The following is a 17,802-nucleotide window of genomic DNA, read 5'->3' on the forward strand; positions in this document are numbered from 1 at the left end:
TTTTATCTACAAACTTAACTAGTAATAAGACCAATACTGTAAGTATAGTTTTTACAGAGGAGTTTAATGAGTTTACAGATTCTCTTTTATAATAATAGTAAAGTTTAAGACATTTGAAACATCATTAAAATTTTAAGTTATGAATAATTTACCTAAACTACTCTTAGTATTCTTATTAGTAAGCTTTGTTACAACTTCGGCTCAGGAGCCACAAGAGATTTTAATTGTTGGTGATATGCATCAGCTTCCAGGTATTGTTAAGCGAGCTTATAAGCCAATGGTTAAGAAGATACTTAAATATGAACCAGAACTTATAATGGCTGAGTACTCTAAAACAGGAGATACTGCTGCAATGGGTCAATGGAATGCCAAATTTAAGGAAGCCTACCTTAAAGCTAAGACAGCTTTTAGTCCAGATAAAGAAGAAATTAGGATACTGGAGCAAACACCGAATACAAAATTAGATAGCTTACAGTTCAGAACATTACAAGCTTACTATCTAAGTATAGGAGACCAAGCCAACCATAGGATGTATCGCTATTTTGCCAGACATGGCGTAGCAAAAAAGTTTAAACCTTATGGTAACCAAAATCCAGATCTAACCTTTCAATTAATGCGAAAATTAGAACTAAAAAAAGTTTATGGTGTAGACAGTCACAAAGGTTATCAAGGCTATTGGACAGCTTGGCAACGCGCTTTAAAATCAGGAACAAAAGAAGGTAAAAAGGCATTTAAGAAAGCCATGCGCAAAGATTCTTGGGGAAACATTTTTGCTGGTGTGTCTGGTTCCTTAGGACGCTACGTTAACAAACCAGAAACCTTGGATAAATATTTCAGAATTAATTCACTACGATACGAAGGATTCAGTGGTGAGGACTATGATATTCAGTTAAAAAAATGGGATGATAGAAATGTAAATATGGCAAAAAATATACTTGATGTTTTAAAGAATAATGCCAATGTAAAACGTAGTGTACTAATCGTTGGTGCTGGCCATGCAAAAGCAGTTAGCGAAGAATTAAAGCGTTTAAGCCCAAACCTAAAAGTAATAATGTATCACAACCTAAAAAATCATATAAAATGAAACGAATTATCAATTTTATTGTTGTAACTATTTTGGTTACTACAAACATAGTAGCTCAGGACAGTTTAACGGCTCAACATTTAAAACCATTTACTCACACTTTTGATGTTACCAATGGTAAGCTATCAGGTGAAGGAAAGGCTTTTTTAGAAGCAGAAATGGCTAAGGCTCAATATACTATGATAGGAGAGTACCATGGCTCTAAGCGTATTTCAGAATTTACAAATGCTATTATTCCTCTGCTTCATAATTTAAACTACAAAGCTATGGCTTTTGAGGTTGGTCCAGTAACTGGAGAACAACTAAACAATTTGAATGGAAATGTAGAAGATAAGATTAAGCAATGGCACCAAAAATATATAATGCGAGATGCTGATGGAGATGCTATCTTGGCTTTTCCTTTCTTTGACTATAAAGAAGATGCACAATTTTTACAAAGAGTAAAAGATAATTCGTGGAGTGTGTTTGGGATAGACCAAGAATATTATGATAGCTATATTATGCTAGCTGATATGATGTATAATAATTTATCTAACGTGTTGAAGAAACAGCATAAAGAACTATATACTAAAACTATTGCGGAACTAAGGACCTTTTATAAAAATGACCAAAACGACAAGCAAAACTTACATGTTGCATTATCTAACTCAGAGGTATTCCAGAAGTATTTAAAAACTATGGAGTCTCAACCCAATAATATAGAAATTATTGAGGCTCTGAAGCACAGTAGTGCTATCTATTTATTATACAATAATAGAAAGTGGTATGAAAATAATGCAACACGAATATCTTATATGAAATCACTATTACGAAAAGGCTTAGAACGTTTAGATTTTGATTTAGCCAAGGATAAACTTTTAATAAAAATGGGAGGCTATCATTTGTCTAAAGGTTTTTCACCATTGAGTTTGTATGAAGTTGGTAATACACTAAATGAATTGGCAGAATATCATGGAAATACAGCTCTAAACATTGGGTTTATGCAACGTTATTACAAGGATGGAGATGAGATTGTAGATAATTTTCTATCTAAAAACAGATATTATAAAAGTCGTAAGGCATTGCTAGAAGTAGGCCAAAAAGACCAATGGGTTGTAATTGATTTGCGACCTTTAATTAAGAGGTATTTCTATTATCCACAAAAATTTAAATTAAATAAAAATTTAGAAGAACTTGTACAGCGTTATGATCTTTTGGTTATTCCTAAAATAGAGGTTAAAGGAATAATAAATTATTAAAAACCGTACAGATTAACAGAATGGATTTAAATTAAATAATCCTAATACACCAAGAATCAAAGCTATATCTCCAACTATAGCTTTGTGTGGTTGTATTTTATTGGAGAGCTTTTGTAAAACCTCTCCAATACCAGGTAAACGTCCTAAGCGTTGTGGAATTAAAAGTAGGCCACAAGCAATACCTACAAGTCCAAAAATGATACATTTTATTTTAAATATAAATAGCACACCAATGATTAAGGTTGCAAAGCCAATAATTGCATTAAATGGCTTTAATACTTTTGCTATTTTATTGAAAAAATTACTTTCACCATCAAGAATGTCTAAGTGCGTTATAGCTAATAATATGCCAGCACAGATGCAAGCAATTTCAAAAATAAAAGTCATCATAAATTACAGTAGTTAGTGATATATAAAAATAAGGTTTTTTTTAATTCTACTAGTCTTCTTCAAAAACAATACTTTGATAGGCTCCAATATCTGGATTAACAGTCCTATCAACTCCAAGTATGTCTAGCATTACAAGACTGGCAAAGGATATATTACCATTGTTATTAGCACCAGAGTCTTCGCCTATAATTAAATCATTTGCAAAAGGATCTCTAAAATCTGGATCATCATTAAAAAAATTATCTAGATAAAGGTCTGTATTATTAAAGTCGTAATTTTCTCCAGTGATGTTATTATTGTTAAAGCGTAATAAACAATTGGTAAATTTAAAGTTGAAATCTGCTCCATTGTCTTCTTCTAAAAGAAACTCTGGATTATCATTGCCATAAATAATACAATTATTGAAATTAGCCTCAGACAATGCATTTGGAATCACAGTATTATCCTCATCTACAATAAAATTATTGAGTAATACCGAAGGAAATTGTCTAAAGCTATTATTCCAGTAATTAGCTATTGTACAATGTGTAAAATTATAACGACCACCAACAGTTCCTGCAAAAGAGGATTGTCCTGAAGCATTGATCACTAAATTTTCCCCTAGAATGGAAGTAGCTCTTCCTAAAATGCCAAAATTGCTGGAGTTGTAAATCTGAGAATTTCTAATTTGTAACTTATTATTAGGAGCAGACTGATTGCCTTCGCATAAAATACCAACAGAGGAATTTTTAATAGTAGCATAATTTATCTCGTTATCTACACTACCATTAAATAACCAAATAGTTCCCCATTGTCCTGGAACATCAGAAAACAAAGGTTCTAAACGGTCGCCTTCAAAGATAACTTCATTTTCTAAAAGTTCTGGGTCTGTACTTAGACTACCATTTACTTTTAAACTTCCACCTGAAGTGACTAGCAACCCAGAATTGGCATGAAAATGTACTCGTGCTCCAGCTTCAATATTTAGTTCATCACCATCATCTACTGCAGCATAGCCATAAATAACATAGGGTTTTTCATTAGTAAAAGTTAGCTCTGAGTTTTCTAAAAAACGACCTTGTATTTCGGTGTCATCTGCATTTCCATCTCCATCGACATCAAACGATAGTGTTTCTATAACACCATTCATATCACGTTGAGGATAGATAAATACTGCATCCTTTACTAGAGTAACTAACTCTACATGTTGCTGATTTGAACCAGCATCAAACTGAATAGCATCAGTATATAAAAACTGAGTATCTGAAGAAGATAGGCTTTCTATATCTATGGTAGTTTCAATAAAAATAAACATACTGTCTTTGGCAAGCAGCTCAACATTTTCAAAACGTTTTCCTTCGTCAGATCCTACTTCACCTGTCATACCATCTACATTCATTCTGTATAAAGAGTTAGTTCCATTTCTTAATTGAATAATAGGGATAGAAATATCATCGTCACTTCTGTTGTATACTTTTAGGTTGTAAGTACTCGACCCAATATTTGAGAACACAGTATCTAAATACACTGTATCTCTAGAGAATTCTAAGTTCCCTGTACTTGGAGAAAAACTAAAGTCTTTTCTACAAGAACTCCAAAACATTAAAATGACTAAAGCGAATAAGAAATATATGTAACGTTTCATAATTTGTTTTAATGGCTTAAAAATATAACTTTTGATTAAAAGGTATATTGTAAAAGCACAAAGAATTATGAGTATTTGTTTAATCTTTAATGATATGTTGATTTCTAAATTCGTCTAAAATGACGAGATATTCAGTACTACTATTGATAATGGCATCCAACAAATAGATTTCTTGCTCTTTTTTTAATAAGCTAGAAGGGAGTTCTTTGGCACTACAATATTCAATAAACAACACAAGGTATTCCTTAGGTATTTTTAATTCATGTTGTAAATACTCATTATTAATTAGTGGATTTGTATTAAATAATATAGACCATTGTTCATAGGTTATTGGACGTACTATTACCTTTTGAGCTTTACGCTTATTTTTAAATAACTTACCTACAAGACTAAGTAATGCTATTAAATCTACACCTTGATTCATACTTTGAGGACGATAGAGGTGAGGATTCTTTTTTATATCATTTTGAATCGTTTGTTTAAGATTAGTATTATATGACTTTTCTTCAAACAAGGGTTGCTCGGGTTCTTTTGATAAAAATACTTCGTCTAGCTCATTGACAATTTTTTTAAGTTCAAAAACAAAAATGCCTTCAAAATGTGTCTCATTAATAACTATATCTTGTTTGTAATGAAACAGTGATTGAAACGATAATGTGTCATTTACCTTTGCAGCAATACTAAAATTACCATGGCTGTCTGTTACAGTAAAGCTATTTTGCGATATGTTAATGACTTTAATACCTTTTACAGTAGTTTCTGCGTCATAAACTTTGCCAGTTATATTTTGAGCAATTAGAGGTACTGTAGTTATATTTAACAAAAAAATAAAAAGAAAAAAACGCATTGATAGTTAATTACAATACTAAGTAAGTTAATTGTAAAAAACTTGACCTGCGGATTATAAAAATTTTAACCTAAATGTTTGTTAATAAGAAAATAGAGAAGATTTTTTTGAATGCTCAAAATTTGAAACTATTCCGTTATTTTAACCTCAAACAGTTTATCCCAGCGTTTACCAGTAACAAAAATGGTTTTGGTTTCAGGATTGTAAGCAATGCCATTTAGAACATCTAAACCTTTGTGCTGAGTAACTTTATCTTTCAGTGAAGAAAAGTCAATAACAACTTCTACTGCACCATTATTAGGATTAACAATTACCACACCATTTTTTTGATAAATATTGGCATATATTTTTCCGTTAATCCATTCTAATTCATTTAGTTGAGGTATTTTACCTTTATCAGTATAGACCTGTATATTACCTTCTTCTGTAAGCGTTGAAGAATTAAGTGTCCATATTTTTTCGGTACCATCTGATTTATATAGTAAAGATCCATCGTTACAAATTCCCCAACCTTCTTTACTATTTCCGTATTTAAAACTACTTTCTTTATTAAAGTTGTTTACATCATAAACAAAACCTGTATTTTCTTGCCATGTTAGCTGATATATTTTATCGTTTAATATTGTTAAGCCTTCTCCAAAGTAAGTTTTAGCCAAATCTATGCTTTGTAATACCTCACCAGTCTTATAATCTAATTTACGTAGTTTAGATTCTCCATATTGTCCTGTGCTTTCATAAAGCACTCCATTATAAAACTCTAAGCCTTGTGTGTAAGATGTGATATCATGAGGATATTCATTGATAATATCAAAACCATAAACTTTTGGTTTAATATTATTTAGGATAGTAATACTTTTAGTAACGTCTTTACTATTATTATCAAAACTTACAGTAGCTACTAAATTTTGTTTTCCGAGTTTAACATCGCTCAATGTAAATGGTGAAGTAATACTCTGACCATTTATTGAAAAACTAACGGAGTCAATCTCTAGATTTTCTGGATTGTTAAGTGAAAAAGTTAAGGATTCGCCTAGTATAATTTCACCTTTTATAGCATTAGTTTTTATGGAAAGCTTTGAAGCTTTTTCTGCAGTACCACTACCACAACTCACAAGTGAAATAACAAGAACAAACGAAAACAATAACTTAAAAACCTGCATGAATTTAAAATTTTTTGACAAGGTATTTAATTAATATTATGCTTTGAAAATAATTGCTATTTTTTATTAAAAAATTATAAATAAATTTAAGCTAAATAATTGCGGAAGTATGAAAAGGTTGTATCTTTGCCTAGGCAAGTCCTACACAACCAGCTCCTGCTTAATCCTCCAGGACGGGAACGTAGCAAAGGTACGCGGTCGTAGCGGTGTGATGTAGGTAGCTTGCCTTTTTTTGTATAATAAATTCAAGCTTTTTTTGAATACTCAAATTATTATATTTTTAAACTTCGTACTTTTAATTTGAAATTTTTAACCCATTGTAATGTCTAAAGTTGTTTTAATTACAGGTGGTTCTTCCGGAATCGGAAAATCTATTGGAGACTATTTGTTAGAAAAAGGGTATTCGGTGTATGGAACTAGTAGAAATCCTGAAAAATATCCAGATAGCAAATTCCCGATTGTTGCTTTAGATGTTACAAAAATTGAAACTATTACACATTGTATTACTGAAGTTTTAAAACTAGAGGACAAAATAGATATCCTTATTAATAATGCTGGAGTAGGAATTACAGGTCCTTTAGAAGAAGTACCAGATGCTGAAATTAAGCGCAATTTTGAAACTAATTTCTTTGGACCAGTAAATGTAGTAAAAGCCGTTTTGCCATCCATGCGCTCTCAAAACTCTGGACTTATAATCAATATTACATCTATTGCTGGCTATATGGGTTTACCGTTTAGAGGTGTTTATAGTGCTAGTAAAAGTGCTTTAAGTATAGTTACAGAGACTTTTAGAATGGAATTAAAAGATTTTAATATTGAAATCACAGATGTTGCTCCTGGCGATTTTGCAACCAATATTGCGGCTAGTCGATATCATTCACCAGTTTTAGAAGATTCTCCATATAAAGAGAAATATGGTCATTCCTTAAAAATGATGGACGAGCACGTAGATGAAGGTAGCGATCCCAAGCAAATGGCAAAGGCTATATATAACATCATTACTACAGATAAGCCAAAAGTACATTACAAAGTTGGTGCTTTCATGCAAAAATTTTCGATTACATTAAAGCGAATATTACCAAGTAAAGTTTATGAAAAACTTTTGATGAATCATTATAAACTATAAAAATTAGGTTGTTAATATATCTTGAAAAGTTTATCATTAATAACCCTTTTTATAATTGTAAATTCGCAGCATTAATACACAACTAAACAAACTTTATGAAATTTTTTATTGATACAGCTAACTTAGATCAAATTAAAGAAGCCCAAGATTTAGGAATATTAGATGGTGTAACTACAAATCCATCTTTAATGGCTAAAGAAGGTATTACTGGTACTGATAATATTTTAAAGCATTATGTTGATATCTGTAATATTGTAGATGGTGATGTTTCAGCTGAAGTTATCTCTACCGATTTTGATGGTATGGTTAGAGAAGGTGAGGCTCTGGCAGAATTGCACGATCAGATTGTTATTAAATTACCAATGATTAAAGATGGCGTAAAAGCCTGTAAATACTTCTCTGATAGAGGTATTAAAACCAATGTTACTTTGGTGTTTTCTCCAGGACAAGCCTTACTTGCAGCAAAAGCTGGCGCAACCTATGTATCGCCTTTTATTGGTCGTTTAGATGATATCTCAACAGACGGTTTAAATCTTATTGCAGAAATAAGACACATATATGATAACTATGCTTTTGAAACCCAAATTTTGGCAGCATCTGTGCGTCATACGATGCATGTTATTGATTGTGCAAAGTTAGGAGCAGATGTTATGACAGGACCTTTGAGTTCTATATCTGGTTTACTAAGGCATCCTCTAACAGATATAGGATTAGAAAAATTTCTTGCAGATTATAATAAAAAAGGTAATTAAAAAAAGACTCCACTTCGGAGTCTTTTTTTTATTGTAATGATTTAACTAGGATTTCACCAAAGGTGTCGTCAAATAAATTGGCGTTAGAATGCACAATACGTTTGTTTTTATCAAGAACTAATACCTTATCAACTGAGCTAATAGCTAAAGTCTTTAGAGCATCTTCTGGTAATTTAAATCTAAACTCATTAGAGCTAGGGAAATCAGATTCATTGAGTGTATTCCTTATATAAGTATCATAGCTATTGTTAACATTGATAGCAATAAAATTTACTTCTGGAAATTCTTTTTTTAAGCCTTTAACTATACTGTGACTATTTCTATAATGATGTTTAAAGTTAGAAGACCAAAAATATATTACTGTAGGCTTTTCTATAATATCAACCAAGTCTAAAGTTTTATTATTGTAATCTACCAATTGCACGTTAGGTATTGGATTACCAGGTTTTAGACGTTTAAGAGACTCAAAAAGTTCATTTAAAGTTTCCTTATCTTTTTGGTTGGTACTCTTTTCGTTAAATATTCTAAGTAGGTCTTCAGAAACTAAAAAATCATTACTATCAGATATATAATCTTTTACAGAATATTTAAGCATGTTATTTTTTAGATATACATCAGAAACTAAACTGTCTATCAATTCTAGCTTTGCAGCATTGTATGGCTTAGAATATCTATTAAATTCCTTATGAGAATACTCCTCTCCATAATAATTGTATAAGGCAATATTATTAAAATGCCAACTTAAAAATCTGTTGTAAGTATAGGTGTCAGTTAGTTTTGAATTACTATAATTTATTTCTGATCTGTATTCGTAAAAATTTTCTGGTAAATCTTTAACGTGTACTAATTTATTGTAACCATAATATCCAAATGGATAAATTTCTTTGCTAGAGTAGTAGTTATAATTAATCCTAGCTTTGGCAATTTCTTTAAATAAATCTGTACAGACTTTCTTTTTAAGAAAATCATCTAAGATACTTAGCTTTTTATTTCGCTTGTAAAGCATTAAAGAATCAAACTTTTCAGGTACTAACTTCCAATAGTTTACAAGTTTTTGATTATCTTTTTCATTAGATAAAAATAGTTCCAAGTAAAAGTTATTTTTTTTGGCACCTTCTCCAGAATAAACTAAGGATTCATCAAAATCAAACGTATTTAAACGCAGCATTAAACTATCATTAGGCTCTAAAACTACCATTTGGTATTCTGGTCCATGCATATATCTGTATACACCAGGATTTAGATTATCTATTTTAAATAAAAAACGATTGTTCTCGTCTAAGGGAATAGTATCTGTAGATTGTTTTTTTGGACTAATTAAAGTTACGTAGGATCTATTAGGATTTATTATTTCACCTCCAAAGTAAGCGTAATCATTATCATCAGAGCTGTCTTTTAGACAACTAGTTAAAGACAATGTAATTGAAATACAACATAACAAAATGCGATTCATACAACAATAATTCTAATCCTATTAAGAAACAAAAATAGAGTTTGTTAGCGGCTTCTGTTGTTAAGGCGTTGTTAAATGTTGAAACTACAAAAACACTAGGCTCAATGCATTGTTTTTTTTAACTTTGCGGCTTAATTAAAACAAAAAAAATGTTATCAGTTTCAAATCTTTCAGTTCAGTTTGGAAAACGTGTGCTTTTTGATGAAGTTAATACTAGCTTTAACCAAGGTAATTGCTACGGAATTATTGGTGCAAATGGTGCAGGGAAATCTACATTTTTAAAGATTCTATCAGGAAAAATGGATGCCACTTCTGGACATGTACATTTAGAACCTGGTAAGCGTATGTCTGTTCTTGAGCAAAATCACAACCTTTATGATGAGCATACAGTTTTAGAAACTGTAATCATAGGTAATAAGCCTTTGTTTGATATTAAAACCAAGATTGATGCTTTATATGCAGATTATACGGATGAGAATGCTGAAAAAATTGGCGAACTCCAAGTAGAGTTTGAAGAAATGAATGGCTGGAATGCCGATAGTGATGCTGCTGCAATGCTTTCTAATCTAGGAATAAAAGAAGAATTGCATTACACCTTAATGAGTGATTTAGATGGAAAGCAAAAAGTAAGAGTGTTATTAGCACAAGCGCTGTTTGGTAATCCTGATGTTTTAATTATGGATGAGCCTACAAATGATCTAGATTATGAAACGATATCATGGCTCGAAAACTTTTTAGCTAATTATGATAATTGTGTTATTGTTGTTTCTCATGATAGACACTTTTTAGATGCCGTTTGTACACATATATCTGATATTGATTTTGGAAAAATAAACCACTTTAGTGGTAACTATACGTTTTGGTATGAGTCCTCTCAATTAGCTGCAAAGCAACGTGCTCAGCAGAATAAGAAGGCTGAAGATAAAAAGAAAGAATTAGAGGAATTTATTCGTCGCTTTTCTGCTAATGTTGCCAAATCAAAACAAGCTACGAGTAGAAAAAAAATGATTGATAAGCTAAATGTTGCTGATATTAAACCATCAAGTAGACGCTATCCTGCCATTATTTTTGAGCGTGATAGAGAAGCAGGAGATCAAATTTTAAATATTGAAGGCTTATCTGCATCTTTAGATGGTGACGTTTTATTTAATAATGTAAATATAAACTTAGCTAAAGGCGATAAAGTCGTTATCTATTCTAAAGACTCTAGGGCTACTACAGCATTTTATCAGATTATTAATGGTAAAGAATCTGCAGATTCTGGAGATTATGCTTGGGGAGTTACCACGACACAATCGTATTTACCCTTAGATAATAGCGAGTATTTTAATAATAAATTAACGCTTGTAGACTGGCTACGTCAATGGGCAACTACAGAAGAGGAGCGCGAAGAAGTTTACATTAGAGGTTTCCTTGGGAAAATGATCTTTAGCGGAGAAGAAGCACTAAAAACATCTGATGTATTATCTGGTGGTGAAAAAGTAAGGTGCATGCTCAGTAGAATGATGATGATAAGAGCAAATGTTTTAATGCTAGATGAACCAACTAATCACTTAGATTTAGAAAGTATTACCGCATTTAATAATTCACTCAAAAATTTTAAAGGAACCATTCTACTTACAACACACGATCATGAATTTGCACAAACTGTAGGTAATAGAATTATAGAGCTAACTCCAAATGGTGTTATAGATCGTTATATGACCTTTGATGAGTATATGAGAGATTCCAAGATAAAGGAACAGCGAGAGAAAATGTATGCAGTTACAGCCTAGTTGTTTGTTTCCATTTCACCTTTAATGGCTTCTACGATTGATCTAGATTTCTCAAGTTCATCTTGATGAATGAATAGATCTTGAAGACCCTGACTAAATGTGCCAAATCCTGCTAAACGTGCAGACTCAGAATCATCTTTTATTATTGGAGAAATGCCTTGTTTTTCGAGCTCCTCACGAATTCGTTGTGCAATAATAAAATTACCTGAATAAATTTTAATATAACCTTGACTTTCCATACTATATAGGTCTTTTTATCTTTCTAAAAGTTACAAAAATTCATAGAATTTTGCTAGCCTATATCTAGTTTTGTTTAAACAATCATTAATATTCTAAGTACAAAGCTATTAAAGCTTAAACAATTGTAAGATTAATGTTAAATTTTGATGTAAATTATCAATTATTGTTTAATAAATTATTATTTTTATTAAACAAAATAGATTTTGATTGATTCTATATTGTAATATTGATTGGATTATTTCATTAATTTGATTGATTTAAGTTAGGTTGTATAAGAGTCTTTTCCAATTTAGAAAAGACTCTTATTTTTTTGTAGTTATTGATTTTGCCCAAACGACAGCATCTTCTATTGTATCAAAAATCTTAAACGTTTTATTAAAGAAAAGCTTTTCAATTTCAGCATTGCTTTTCTTTTTAAAATCTCCTGAAATTACTGCAAATCCTATTAGGTTTTTTATTTTAGAAGTCTCAGCGTAAATTGCAGGATCTACAGAGTAAGAGTTAACGCGATGTGTTAGATAAACAAAGGGTTTGTTTTTATAGTAAGTATCAGCAATATTTAAAAGAATCTTATTATGATCTGGTGTAACATGTATGCCATCGTTCATTTCTACGATTAAGTACGTATCATGAATGTGCATGGTACAGAAATCATATTTTAAGACATCAGTCATAGTTTAAAAATACGATATTCTAATTTTCAAAGCAAAAAAAAGCTCTGTTTATCGATAAATAGAGCTCTTTTTTAAATCAAAATGCATTAGCCTTCTGTTGGCTTTTCTGACTTTTCAATTTTAATATTTAACTCCTCTGTTTTAGAGTCGTAATCCATTGAAATTTTATCACCTTCAGAAATTTGAGAATTAATGATTTCTTCAGCTAAGGCATCTTCAATATATTTTTGAATTGCTCTTTTTAATGGTCTAGCACCATATTGCTTATCAAAGCCTTTATCTGCAATATAATCTTTAGCTTTTTTAGATAACTTTAATGTATAACCTAAATCTTTAATGCGCTTAATTAATTTTACTAATTCAATATCTATAATCTTATTGATATCTTCTTTTTCTAGCGCATTAAAAACTACAACGTCATCAATTCTATTAAGAAACTCTGGTGCAAATGCTTTTTTAAGTGCATTTTCAATAACACTCTTTGCATTGTCAGCAGCTTGTGCTTCTTTGGCAGAGGTACCAAATCCTACACCTTGACCAAAATCTTTAAGTTTTCTCGCTCCTATATTAGACGTCATTATAATAATGCTATTTCTAAAATCTATTTTACGACCAAGACTATCAGTTAAATAGCCATCGTCTAGTACTTGTAATAGCATATTAAAAACATCTGGATGCGCTTTCTCAATTTCATCAAGTAAAATAACTGCATAAGGTTTACGTCTTACCTTTTCAGTTAGCTGTCCACCTTCTTCATAACCAACATATCCTGGAGGTGCACCAATTAATCTAGAGATGGCAAACTTCTCCATGTACTCACTCATATCAATTCTTACAAGAGCGTCATCACTATCAAATAACTCTTTGGCTAGAACTTTAGCTAACTGCGTTTTACCAACTCCTGTTTGGCCCAAAAATATAAAGGATCCAATGGGCTTATTAGGATCTTTAAGTCCTGCTCTATTACGTTGTATAGCTTTTACTACTTTAGCAACAGCTTCATCTTGCCCAATAACCTTTCCTTTAATAAGATCAGGTAATTTTGCTAATTTATTACTTTCGGTCTGTGCCACTTTATTAACAGGAATACCTGTCATCATAGATACAACATCAGCTACATTATCTTCAGTAACAACTTCACGATGTTGTTTAGATTCTTCTTCCCATTTCTCTTGTGCAATAGCTAATTCTTTTTCTAAACGTTTTTCGTCATCTCTGAGTTTGGCAGCCTCTTCATATTTCTGCTTTTTTACTACAGTGTTCTTAGTTTCTTTAACGTCTTCTAATTTTTTTTCTAATTCAAGAATTTGTTTTGGAACGTCTAGGTTAGTAATGTGAACTCTAGAACCTGCCTCATCTAAAGCATCAATAGCCTTGTCTGGCAAAAAGCGTTCTGTCATATACCTATTTGTTAATTTTACACAAGCCTCAATAGCTTCTTGTGTGTAATCTACATTATGATGTTCTTCGTACTTACCTTTTATATTGTTAAGGATTTGAATAGTTTCTTCAACAGTTGTTGGTTCTATGAGTACTTTTTGGAAACGACGTTCTAATGCACCATCTTTTTCTATATATTGTCTGTATTCATCAAGAGTAGTAGCACCAATACATTGAATTTCACCTCTGGCTAAAGCAGGCTTAAACATATTTGAAGCATCTAAGCTTCCTGTAGCTCCACCAGCGCCAACAATGGTATGTATTTCGTCAATAAATAAAATGATGTCATCATTTTTTTCGAGTTCGTTCATAACAGCTTTCATCCGCTCTTCAAACTGACCTCTATATTTTGTACCTGCAACCAAACTAGCCAAGTCTAATGTAACAACACGCTTATTGAATAAAATTCTAGACACTTTACGTTTCACAATACGCAACGCTAAGCCCTCTGCAATGGCAGATTTACCAACACCTGGCTCTCCAATTAATAATGGATTGTTCTTTTTACGTCTACTTAAAATTTGAGACACACGTTGTATTTCTTTTTCCCTACCTACAACAGGATCTAATTTTCCTTCTTCTGCAAATTGTGTAAGATCTCTCCCAAAGTTATCAAGAACAGGAGTTTTGGATTTTTTATTACCTTTTCCTTTGGTTTGTCCAAATGGGTTTTGTTTAGCATCATCTTGTTCTTCGTTTATGTCATCATCTGAAAAAGATTCTGCTTGAGGTGTTTCTAAGTAGTCGTCTTCACTTGTTATCATAGATTTGAATTCTTCTTTTACATTATCATAATCTACACTCAACTTATTTAAAAGCTTGGTTGTAGGGTCGTTTTCGTTTCTTAAAATGCACAATAATAAATGTGCGGTATTTATAGAGGTACTTTGAAAAAGCTTAGCCTCTAAAAACGTAGTTTTTAAAGCACGTTCGGCTTGCCTAGTAAGATGTAAGTTTTTTTTCTCGTTAGAAATGGTTGTTATACTTGGATTGGCAGGACTTAATATTTCTACTTTTCGTCTTAAATGATTTAAGTCTATCTCTAGAGCGCTCAAAATATCAATAGCTTTGCCATTACCATCTCTAAGCAAACCTAGCATTAAGTGTTCAGTACCAATAAAATCATGGCCTAAACGTAGTGCTTCCTCTTTACTGTAAGCAATTACATCTTTTACTCTTGGTGAAAAATTATCGTCCATATATCACGCCTTTCTGCATTAAAAATAACTAATTTCATTTATACAAAGGCAAAAACTATACCCTAAATAAATGCATGTAGCTAAGAGAGTGAAAAATCTTTAAAACTTCAAAGGGTTTAACAACTGACTTATTAACGAATTTGACCCTATATTTTGTTAATAAATTATGCTTGAAATTACCTGAATTACTCCTATAAAACCTCTTATTTCGTTATATTAGCACGTTTGAAAAAAATCATAAAAATTAATCAATAATAGAATATGGCAGAAGGAGAAAAACTAATTCCAATTAACATTGAAGATGAGATGAAATCGGCTTACATTGATTATTCGATGTCAGTCATTGTGTCACGAGCATTACCAGATGTTAGAGATGGTTTAAAACCAGTACACAGACGTGTACTTTATGGTATGCATGAGCTAGGTGTTAGAGCAAACTCTGCGCACAAAAAGTCTGCAAGAATAGTTGGTGAAGTTTTAGGTAAGTATCATCCACATGGCGATACGTCAGTTTACGACACTATGGTGCGTATGGCACAAGAGTGGAGTTTACGTTATATGCTAGTAGATGGACAAGGAAATTTTGGATCTATAGATGGTGACAGTCCTGCTGCAATGCGTTACACAGAAGCTCGTATGCGCAAGATATCTGAGGATATGTTAGCAGATATTGATAAAGAAACAGTAGATCATAAACTCAATTTTGATGATACACTTCAGGAGCCAACTGTTCTTCCTACCAGGATTCCAGGACTATTAATTAATGGTGCTTCTGGTATTGCTGTTGGTATGGCAACAAATATGCCACCACATAATTTATCCGAAGTTGTAGATGGTACTATTGCTTATATCGAAAATAATGATATCCAAGTCGATGAGTTAATGCAACATGTAAAAGCACCAGATTTTCCAACAGGTGGAACTATTTACGGTTATGATGGTGTAAAAGAAGCTTTCGAAACAGGACGTGGTAGAATTGTACTTCGTGGTAAAGCTGAGATAGAAGAGGTTAATGGACGTGAGTGTATTATAGTTACTGAAATACCATACCAAGTTAACAAGGCTGATATGATTAAGAAAACAGCTGATTTAGTTAATGATAAAAAACTAGATGGCATTTCATTAATTAGAGATGAATCCGATAGAAACGGAATGCGTATAGTTTATGTTTTAAAGCGAGACGCAATACCAAATATTATTCTTAATAAACTATATAAGTATACAGCGTTACAATCATCGTTTAGTGTAAATAATATTGCCTTAGTAAAAGGACGACCACAGTTATTAAATTTAAGAGAGCTAATACTTCATTTTGTAGAGCATAGACACGAAGTTGTTGTAAGACGAACAAAGTATGAACTAAGAAAAGCCGAAGAGCGTGCTCATATATTAGAAGGTTTAATTATAGCTTCAGATAATATTGACGAAGTTATTGCATTGATTAGAGCTTCAGCTAATGCTGAAGAAGCTAGAGCTAAATTAATTGAACGTTTTAAGCTATCAGAGATTCAAGCTAAGGCTATTGTAGAAATGCGATTACGCCAGCTTACAGGATTAGAACAAGATAAATTAAGAGCTGAGTATGATGCGTTAATGAATACTATCGAGGATCTAAAAGATATTTTAGATAAGAAAGATAGACGTATGGACATTATCAAACAAGAACTTGTAGAAGTTAAAGATAAATATGGCGATGAGCGTCGTTCAGTTATAGAATATGCTGGTGGTGATTTAAGTATTGAAGATATGATACCAAATGAGAAAGTAGTCATTACTATTTCTCATGCTGGTTATATTAAAAGAACATCACTCACTGAGTATAAAACACAAAATAGAGGAGGAGTAGGTCAAAAGGCATCTACAACTCGTAATGAAGATTTTTTAGAACATTTATTCGTTGGTACAAATCATCAGTACATGCTGTTCTTTACACAAAAAGGTAAATGTTTCTGGATGCGTGTTTATGAAATTCCTGAAGGTAGTAAGACTTCAAAAGGAAGAGCTATTCAAAACCTTATAAATATTGAACAAGATGATAAGGTTATGGCATTTATTTGTACTCAAGATTTAAAAGATGAAGAGTATATTAATAGTCATTACGTTATTATGGCAACTAAAAATGGTCAGGTTAAGAAAACCTCTCTAGAACAATATTCTCGACCAAGAACCAATGGTATTAATGCCATAACTATTAGAGATAATGATGAATTGTTAGAAGCTAAATTAACAACAGGTGAAAGCCAAGTGATGTTAGCTTTAAAATCTGGTAAAGCCATTCGTTTTGAAGAAGCAAAGACAAGACCAATGGGTCGTAATGCTTCGGGTGTGAGAGGTATAACCTTAGCTAATGATAAGGACGAAGTTATTGGTATGATTGCTGTAAATGATATGGAAAGTAATATCTTAGTAGTCTCTGAGAAAGGCTATGGTAAACGAAGTAGTTTAGAAGATTACAGAATTACCAATAGAGGTGGAAAAGGTGTAAAAACTATTTCTGTTACCGAAAAAACAGGTAACTTAGTAGCTATCAAGAATGTAACTGACGATGATGATTTAATGATCATTAACAGATCTGGTATTGCTATACGTATGGAAGTTGCTGATTTAAGAGTTATGGGACGAGCTACACAAGGTGTTAAATTAATAAATCTTAAAGGCAATGATTCTATTGCAGCAGTTGCTAAGGTTATGAAAGACGATGATGATGATACTGATGAAGTATCTGAAAATGAACTAGATACAGATAATGGCACAACAATTGATAAAACTGAAGACGAAGACAATAATTAATTACAACAAA

The 17,802-nt window shown here is 31.7% G+C and carries 14 protein-coding genes and 1 other RNA gene; 7 read left to right on the forward strand and 8 right to left on the reverse strand.

Annotated features, from left to right (window positions below; all coding sequences use genetic code 11):
* Positions 1–139: 139 nt before the first annotated feature.
* Positions 140–1,084, forward strand: a complete 945-nt coding sequence (locus RM697_RS02870) for a DUF5694 domain-containing protein (RefSeq protein ID WP_311426338.1) — start codon at positions 140–142, stop codon at positions 1,082–1,084.
* The gene (locus RM697_RS02875; protein ID WP_311426339.1) at positions 1,081–2,322 is read left to right on the forward strand and encodes a hypothetical protein; all 1,242 of its coding nucleotides are present in this window, start codon (positions 1,081–1,083) and stop codon (positions 2,320–2,322) included. Before RM697_RS02870 ends, RM697_RS02875 begins: the two co-directional genes overlap by 4 nt.
* Before the next feature lie 12 nt (positions 2,323–2,334).
* Here RM697_RS02875 and RM697_RS02880 read toward each other — a convergent pair whose 3' ends face one another.
* From RM697_RS02880 to RM697_RS02895, 4 genes are all read right to left on the reverse strand, one after another.
* On the reverse strand, positions 2,335–2,712 hold the full coding sequence (locus RM697_RS02880) for a hypothetical protein (RefSeq protein WP_311426340.1): 378 nt from the start codon (positions 2,710–2,712) through the stop codon (positions 2,335–2,337).
* Positions 2,713–2,761: 49 nt separating this feature from the next.
* Positions 2,762–4,336 (reverse strand): hypothetical protein, encoded by a 1,575-nt coding sequence (locus tag RM697_RS02885; RefSeq protein ID WP_311426341.1) that lies wholly within the window; start codon positions 4,334–4,336, stop codon positions 2,762–2,764.
* A 79-nt stretch (positions 4,337–4,415) separates the two neighbouring features.
* A complete protein-coding gene (locus RM697_RS02890) occupies positions 4,416–5,183 on the reverse strand; it encodes a hypothetical protein (protein ID WP_311426342.1) in 768 nt (255 codons plus the stop codon).
* Between the two features lie 128 nt (positions 5,184–5,311).
* Positions 5,312–6,343 carry a glutaminyl-peptide cyclotransferase gene (locus tag RM697_RS02895; RefSeq protein WP_311426343.1) on the reverse strand — a complete coding sequence of 344 codons (1,032 nt, stop codon included), beginning with the start codon at positions 6,341–6,343 and terminating at the stop codon, positions 5,312–5,314.
* Between the two features lie 132 nt (positions 6,344–6,475).
* On the opposite strand from RM697_RS02895, the gene ffs reads away from it, so the two are divergent.
* The 3 genes from ffs to fsa all read left to right on the forward strand — a co-directional run bounded on the left by ffs (position 6,476) and on the right by fsa (position 8,221).
* Positions 6,476–6,574: signal recognition particle sRNA small type (gene ffs / locus RM697_RS02900), an RNA gene on the forward strand.
* 91 nt (positions 6,575–6,665) lie between these two features.
* Positions 6,666–7,469, forward strand: a complete 804-nt coding sequence (locus RM697_RS02905; protein WP_311426344.1) for an SDR family oxidoreductase — start codon at positions 6,666–6,668, stop codon at positions 7,467–7,469.
* Positions 7,470–7,564: 95 nt separating this feature from the next.
* A complete protein-coding gene (gene fsa, locus RM697_RS02910; protein WP_311426345.1) occupies positions 7,565–8,221 on the forward strand; it encodes a fructose-6-phosphate aldolase in 657 nt (218 codons plus the stop codon).
* A 28-nt stretch (positions 8,222–8,249) separates the two neighbouring features.
* Here fsa and RM697_RS02915 read toward each other — a convergent pair whose 3' ends face one another.
* The gene (locus RM697_RS02915) at positions 8,250–9,674 is read right to left on the reverse strand and encodes a TlpA family protein disulfide reductase (RefSeq protein WP_311426346.1); all 1,425 of its coding nucleotides are present in this window, start codon (positions 9,672–9,674) and stop codon (positions 8,250–8,252) included.
* Positions 9,675–9,823: 149 nt separating this feature from the next.
* Here RM697_RS02915 and RM697_RS02920 point away from each other — a divergent pair, with 149 nt between their 5' ends.
* A complete protein-coding gene (locus RM697_RS02920; RefSeq protein ID WP_311426347.1) occupies positions 9,824–11,449 on the forward strand; it encodes an ABC-F family ATP-binding cassette domain-containing protein in 1,626 nt (541 codons plus the stop codon).
* Here RM697_RS02920 and RM697_RS02925 read toward each other — a convergent pair.
* The 3 genes from RM697_RS02925 to RM697_RS02935 all read right to left on the reverse strand — a co-directional run bounded on the left by RM697_RS02925 (position 11,446) and on the right by RM697_RS02935 (position 15,002).
* Complete coding sequence (locus RM697_RS02925) at positions 11,446–11,688, reverse strand: putative signal transducing protein (RefSeq protein ID WP_311426348.1); 243 nt, start codon at positions 11,686–11,688, stop codon at positions 11,446–11,448. The two genes, RM697_RS02920 and RM697_RS02925, sit on opposite strands and share 4 nt — an antisense overlap.
* 303 nt (positions 11,689–11,991) lie before the next feature.
* The gene (locus RM697_RS02930; protein WP_311426349.1) at positions 11,992–12,363 is read right to left on the reverse strand and encodes a hypothetical protein; all 372 of its coding nucleotides are present in this window, start codon (positions 12,361–12,363) and stop codon (positions 11,992–11,994) included.
* A gap of 86 nt (positions 12,364–12,449) precedes the next feature.
* Positions 12,450–15,002, reverse strand: a complete 2,553-nt coding sequence (locus RM697_RS02935) for an ATP-dependent Clp protease ATP-binding subunit (RefSeq protein ID WP_311426350.1) — start codon at positions 15,000–15,002, stop codon at positions 12,450–12,452.
* Positions 15,003–15,263: 261 nt separating this feature from the next.
* Between RM697_RS02935 and gyrA the strand changes: the two genes are divergently transcribed.
* The gene (gene gyrA / locus RM697_RS02940; protein WP_311426351.1) at positions 15,264–17,792 is read left to right on the forward strand and encodes a DNA gyrase subunit A; all 2,529 of its coding nucleotides are present in this window, start codon (positions 15,264–15,266) and stop codon (positions 17,790–17,792) included.
* Positions 17,793–17,802 lie beyond the last annotated feature (10 nt).

Source organism: Microcosmobacter mediterraneus (genome assembly GCF_031846265.1).
In the GTDB taxonomy this organism is placed as follows: domain Bacteria; phylum Bacteroidota; class Bacteroidia; order Flavobacteriales; family Flavobacteriaceae; genus Microcosmobacter; species Microcosmobacter mediterraneus.

Excerpts from the sequence above, each read along its gene's own strand:
- RM697_RS02935 (WP_311426350.1), bottom strand. The coding sequence starts at position 15,002 with ATGGACGATAATTTTTCACCAAGAGTAAAAGATGTAATTGCTTACAGT.
- RM697_RS02915 (WP_311426346.1), bottom strand. The coding sequence starts at position 9,674 with ATGAATCGCATTTTGTTATGTTGTATTTCAATTACATTGTCTTTAACT.
- RM697_RS02870 (WP_311426338.1), top strand. The coding sequence starts at position 140 with ATGAATAATTTACCTAAACTACTCTTAGTATTCTTATTAGTAAGCTTT.
- RM697_RS02885 (WP_311426341.1), bottom strand. The coding sequence starts at position 4,336 with ATGAAACGTTACATATATTTCTTATTCGCTTTAGTCATTTTAATGTTT.
- gyrA (WP_311426351.1), top strand. The coding sequence starts at position 15,264 with ATGGCAGAAGGAGAAAAACTAATTCCAATTAACATTGAAGATGAGATG.
- RM697_RS02895 (WP_311426343.1), bottom strand. The coding sequence starts at position 6,343 with ATGCAGGTTTTTAAGTTATTGTTTTCGTTTGTTCTTGTTATTTCACTT.
- RM697_RS02925 (WP_311426348.1), bottom strand. The coding sequence starts at position 11,688 with ATGGAAAGTCAAGGTTATATTAAAATTTATTCAGGTAATTTTATTATT.
- RM697_RS02890 (WP_311426342.1), bottom strand. The coding sequence starts at position 5,183 with ATGCGTTTTTTTCTTTTTATTTTTTTGTTAAATATAACTACAGTACCT.
- RM697_RS02905 (WP_311426344.1), top strand. The coding sequence starts at position 6,666 with ATGTCTAAAGTTGTTTTAATTACAGGTGGTTCTTCCGGAATCGGAAAA.
- fsa (WP_311426345.1), top strand. The coding sequence starts at position 7,565 with ATGAAATTTTTTATTGATACAGCTAACTTAGATCAAATTAAAGAAGCC.
- RM697_RS02875 (WP_311426339.1), top strand. The coding sequence starts at position 1,081 with ATGAAACGAATTATCAATTTTATTGTTGTAACTATTTTGGTTACTACA.
- RM697_RS02930 (WP_311426349.1), bottom strand. The coding sequence starts at position 12,363 with ATGACTGATGTCTTAAAATATGATTTCTGTACCATGCACATTCATGAT.
- RM697_RS02920 (WP_311426347.1), top strand. The coding sequence starts at position 9,824 with ATGTTATCAGTTTCAAATCTTTCAGTTCAGTTTGGAAAACGTGTGCTT.
- RM697_RS02880 (WP_311426340.1), bottom strand. The coding sequence starts at position 2,712 with ATGATGACTTTTATTTTTGAAATTGCTTGCATCTGTGCTGGCATATTA.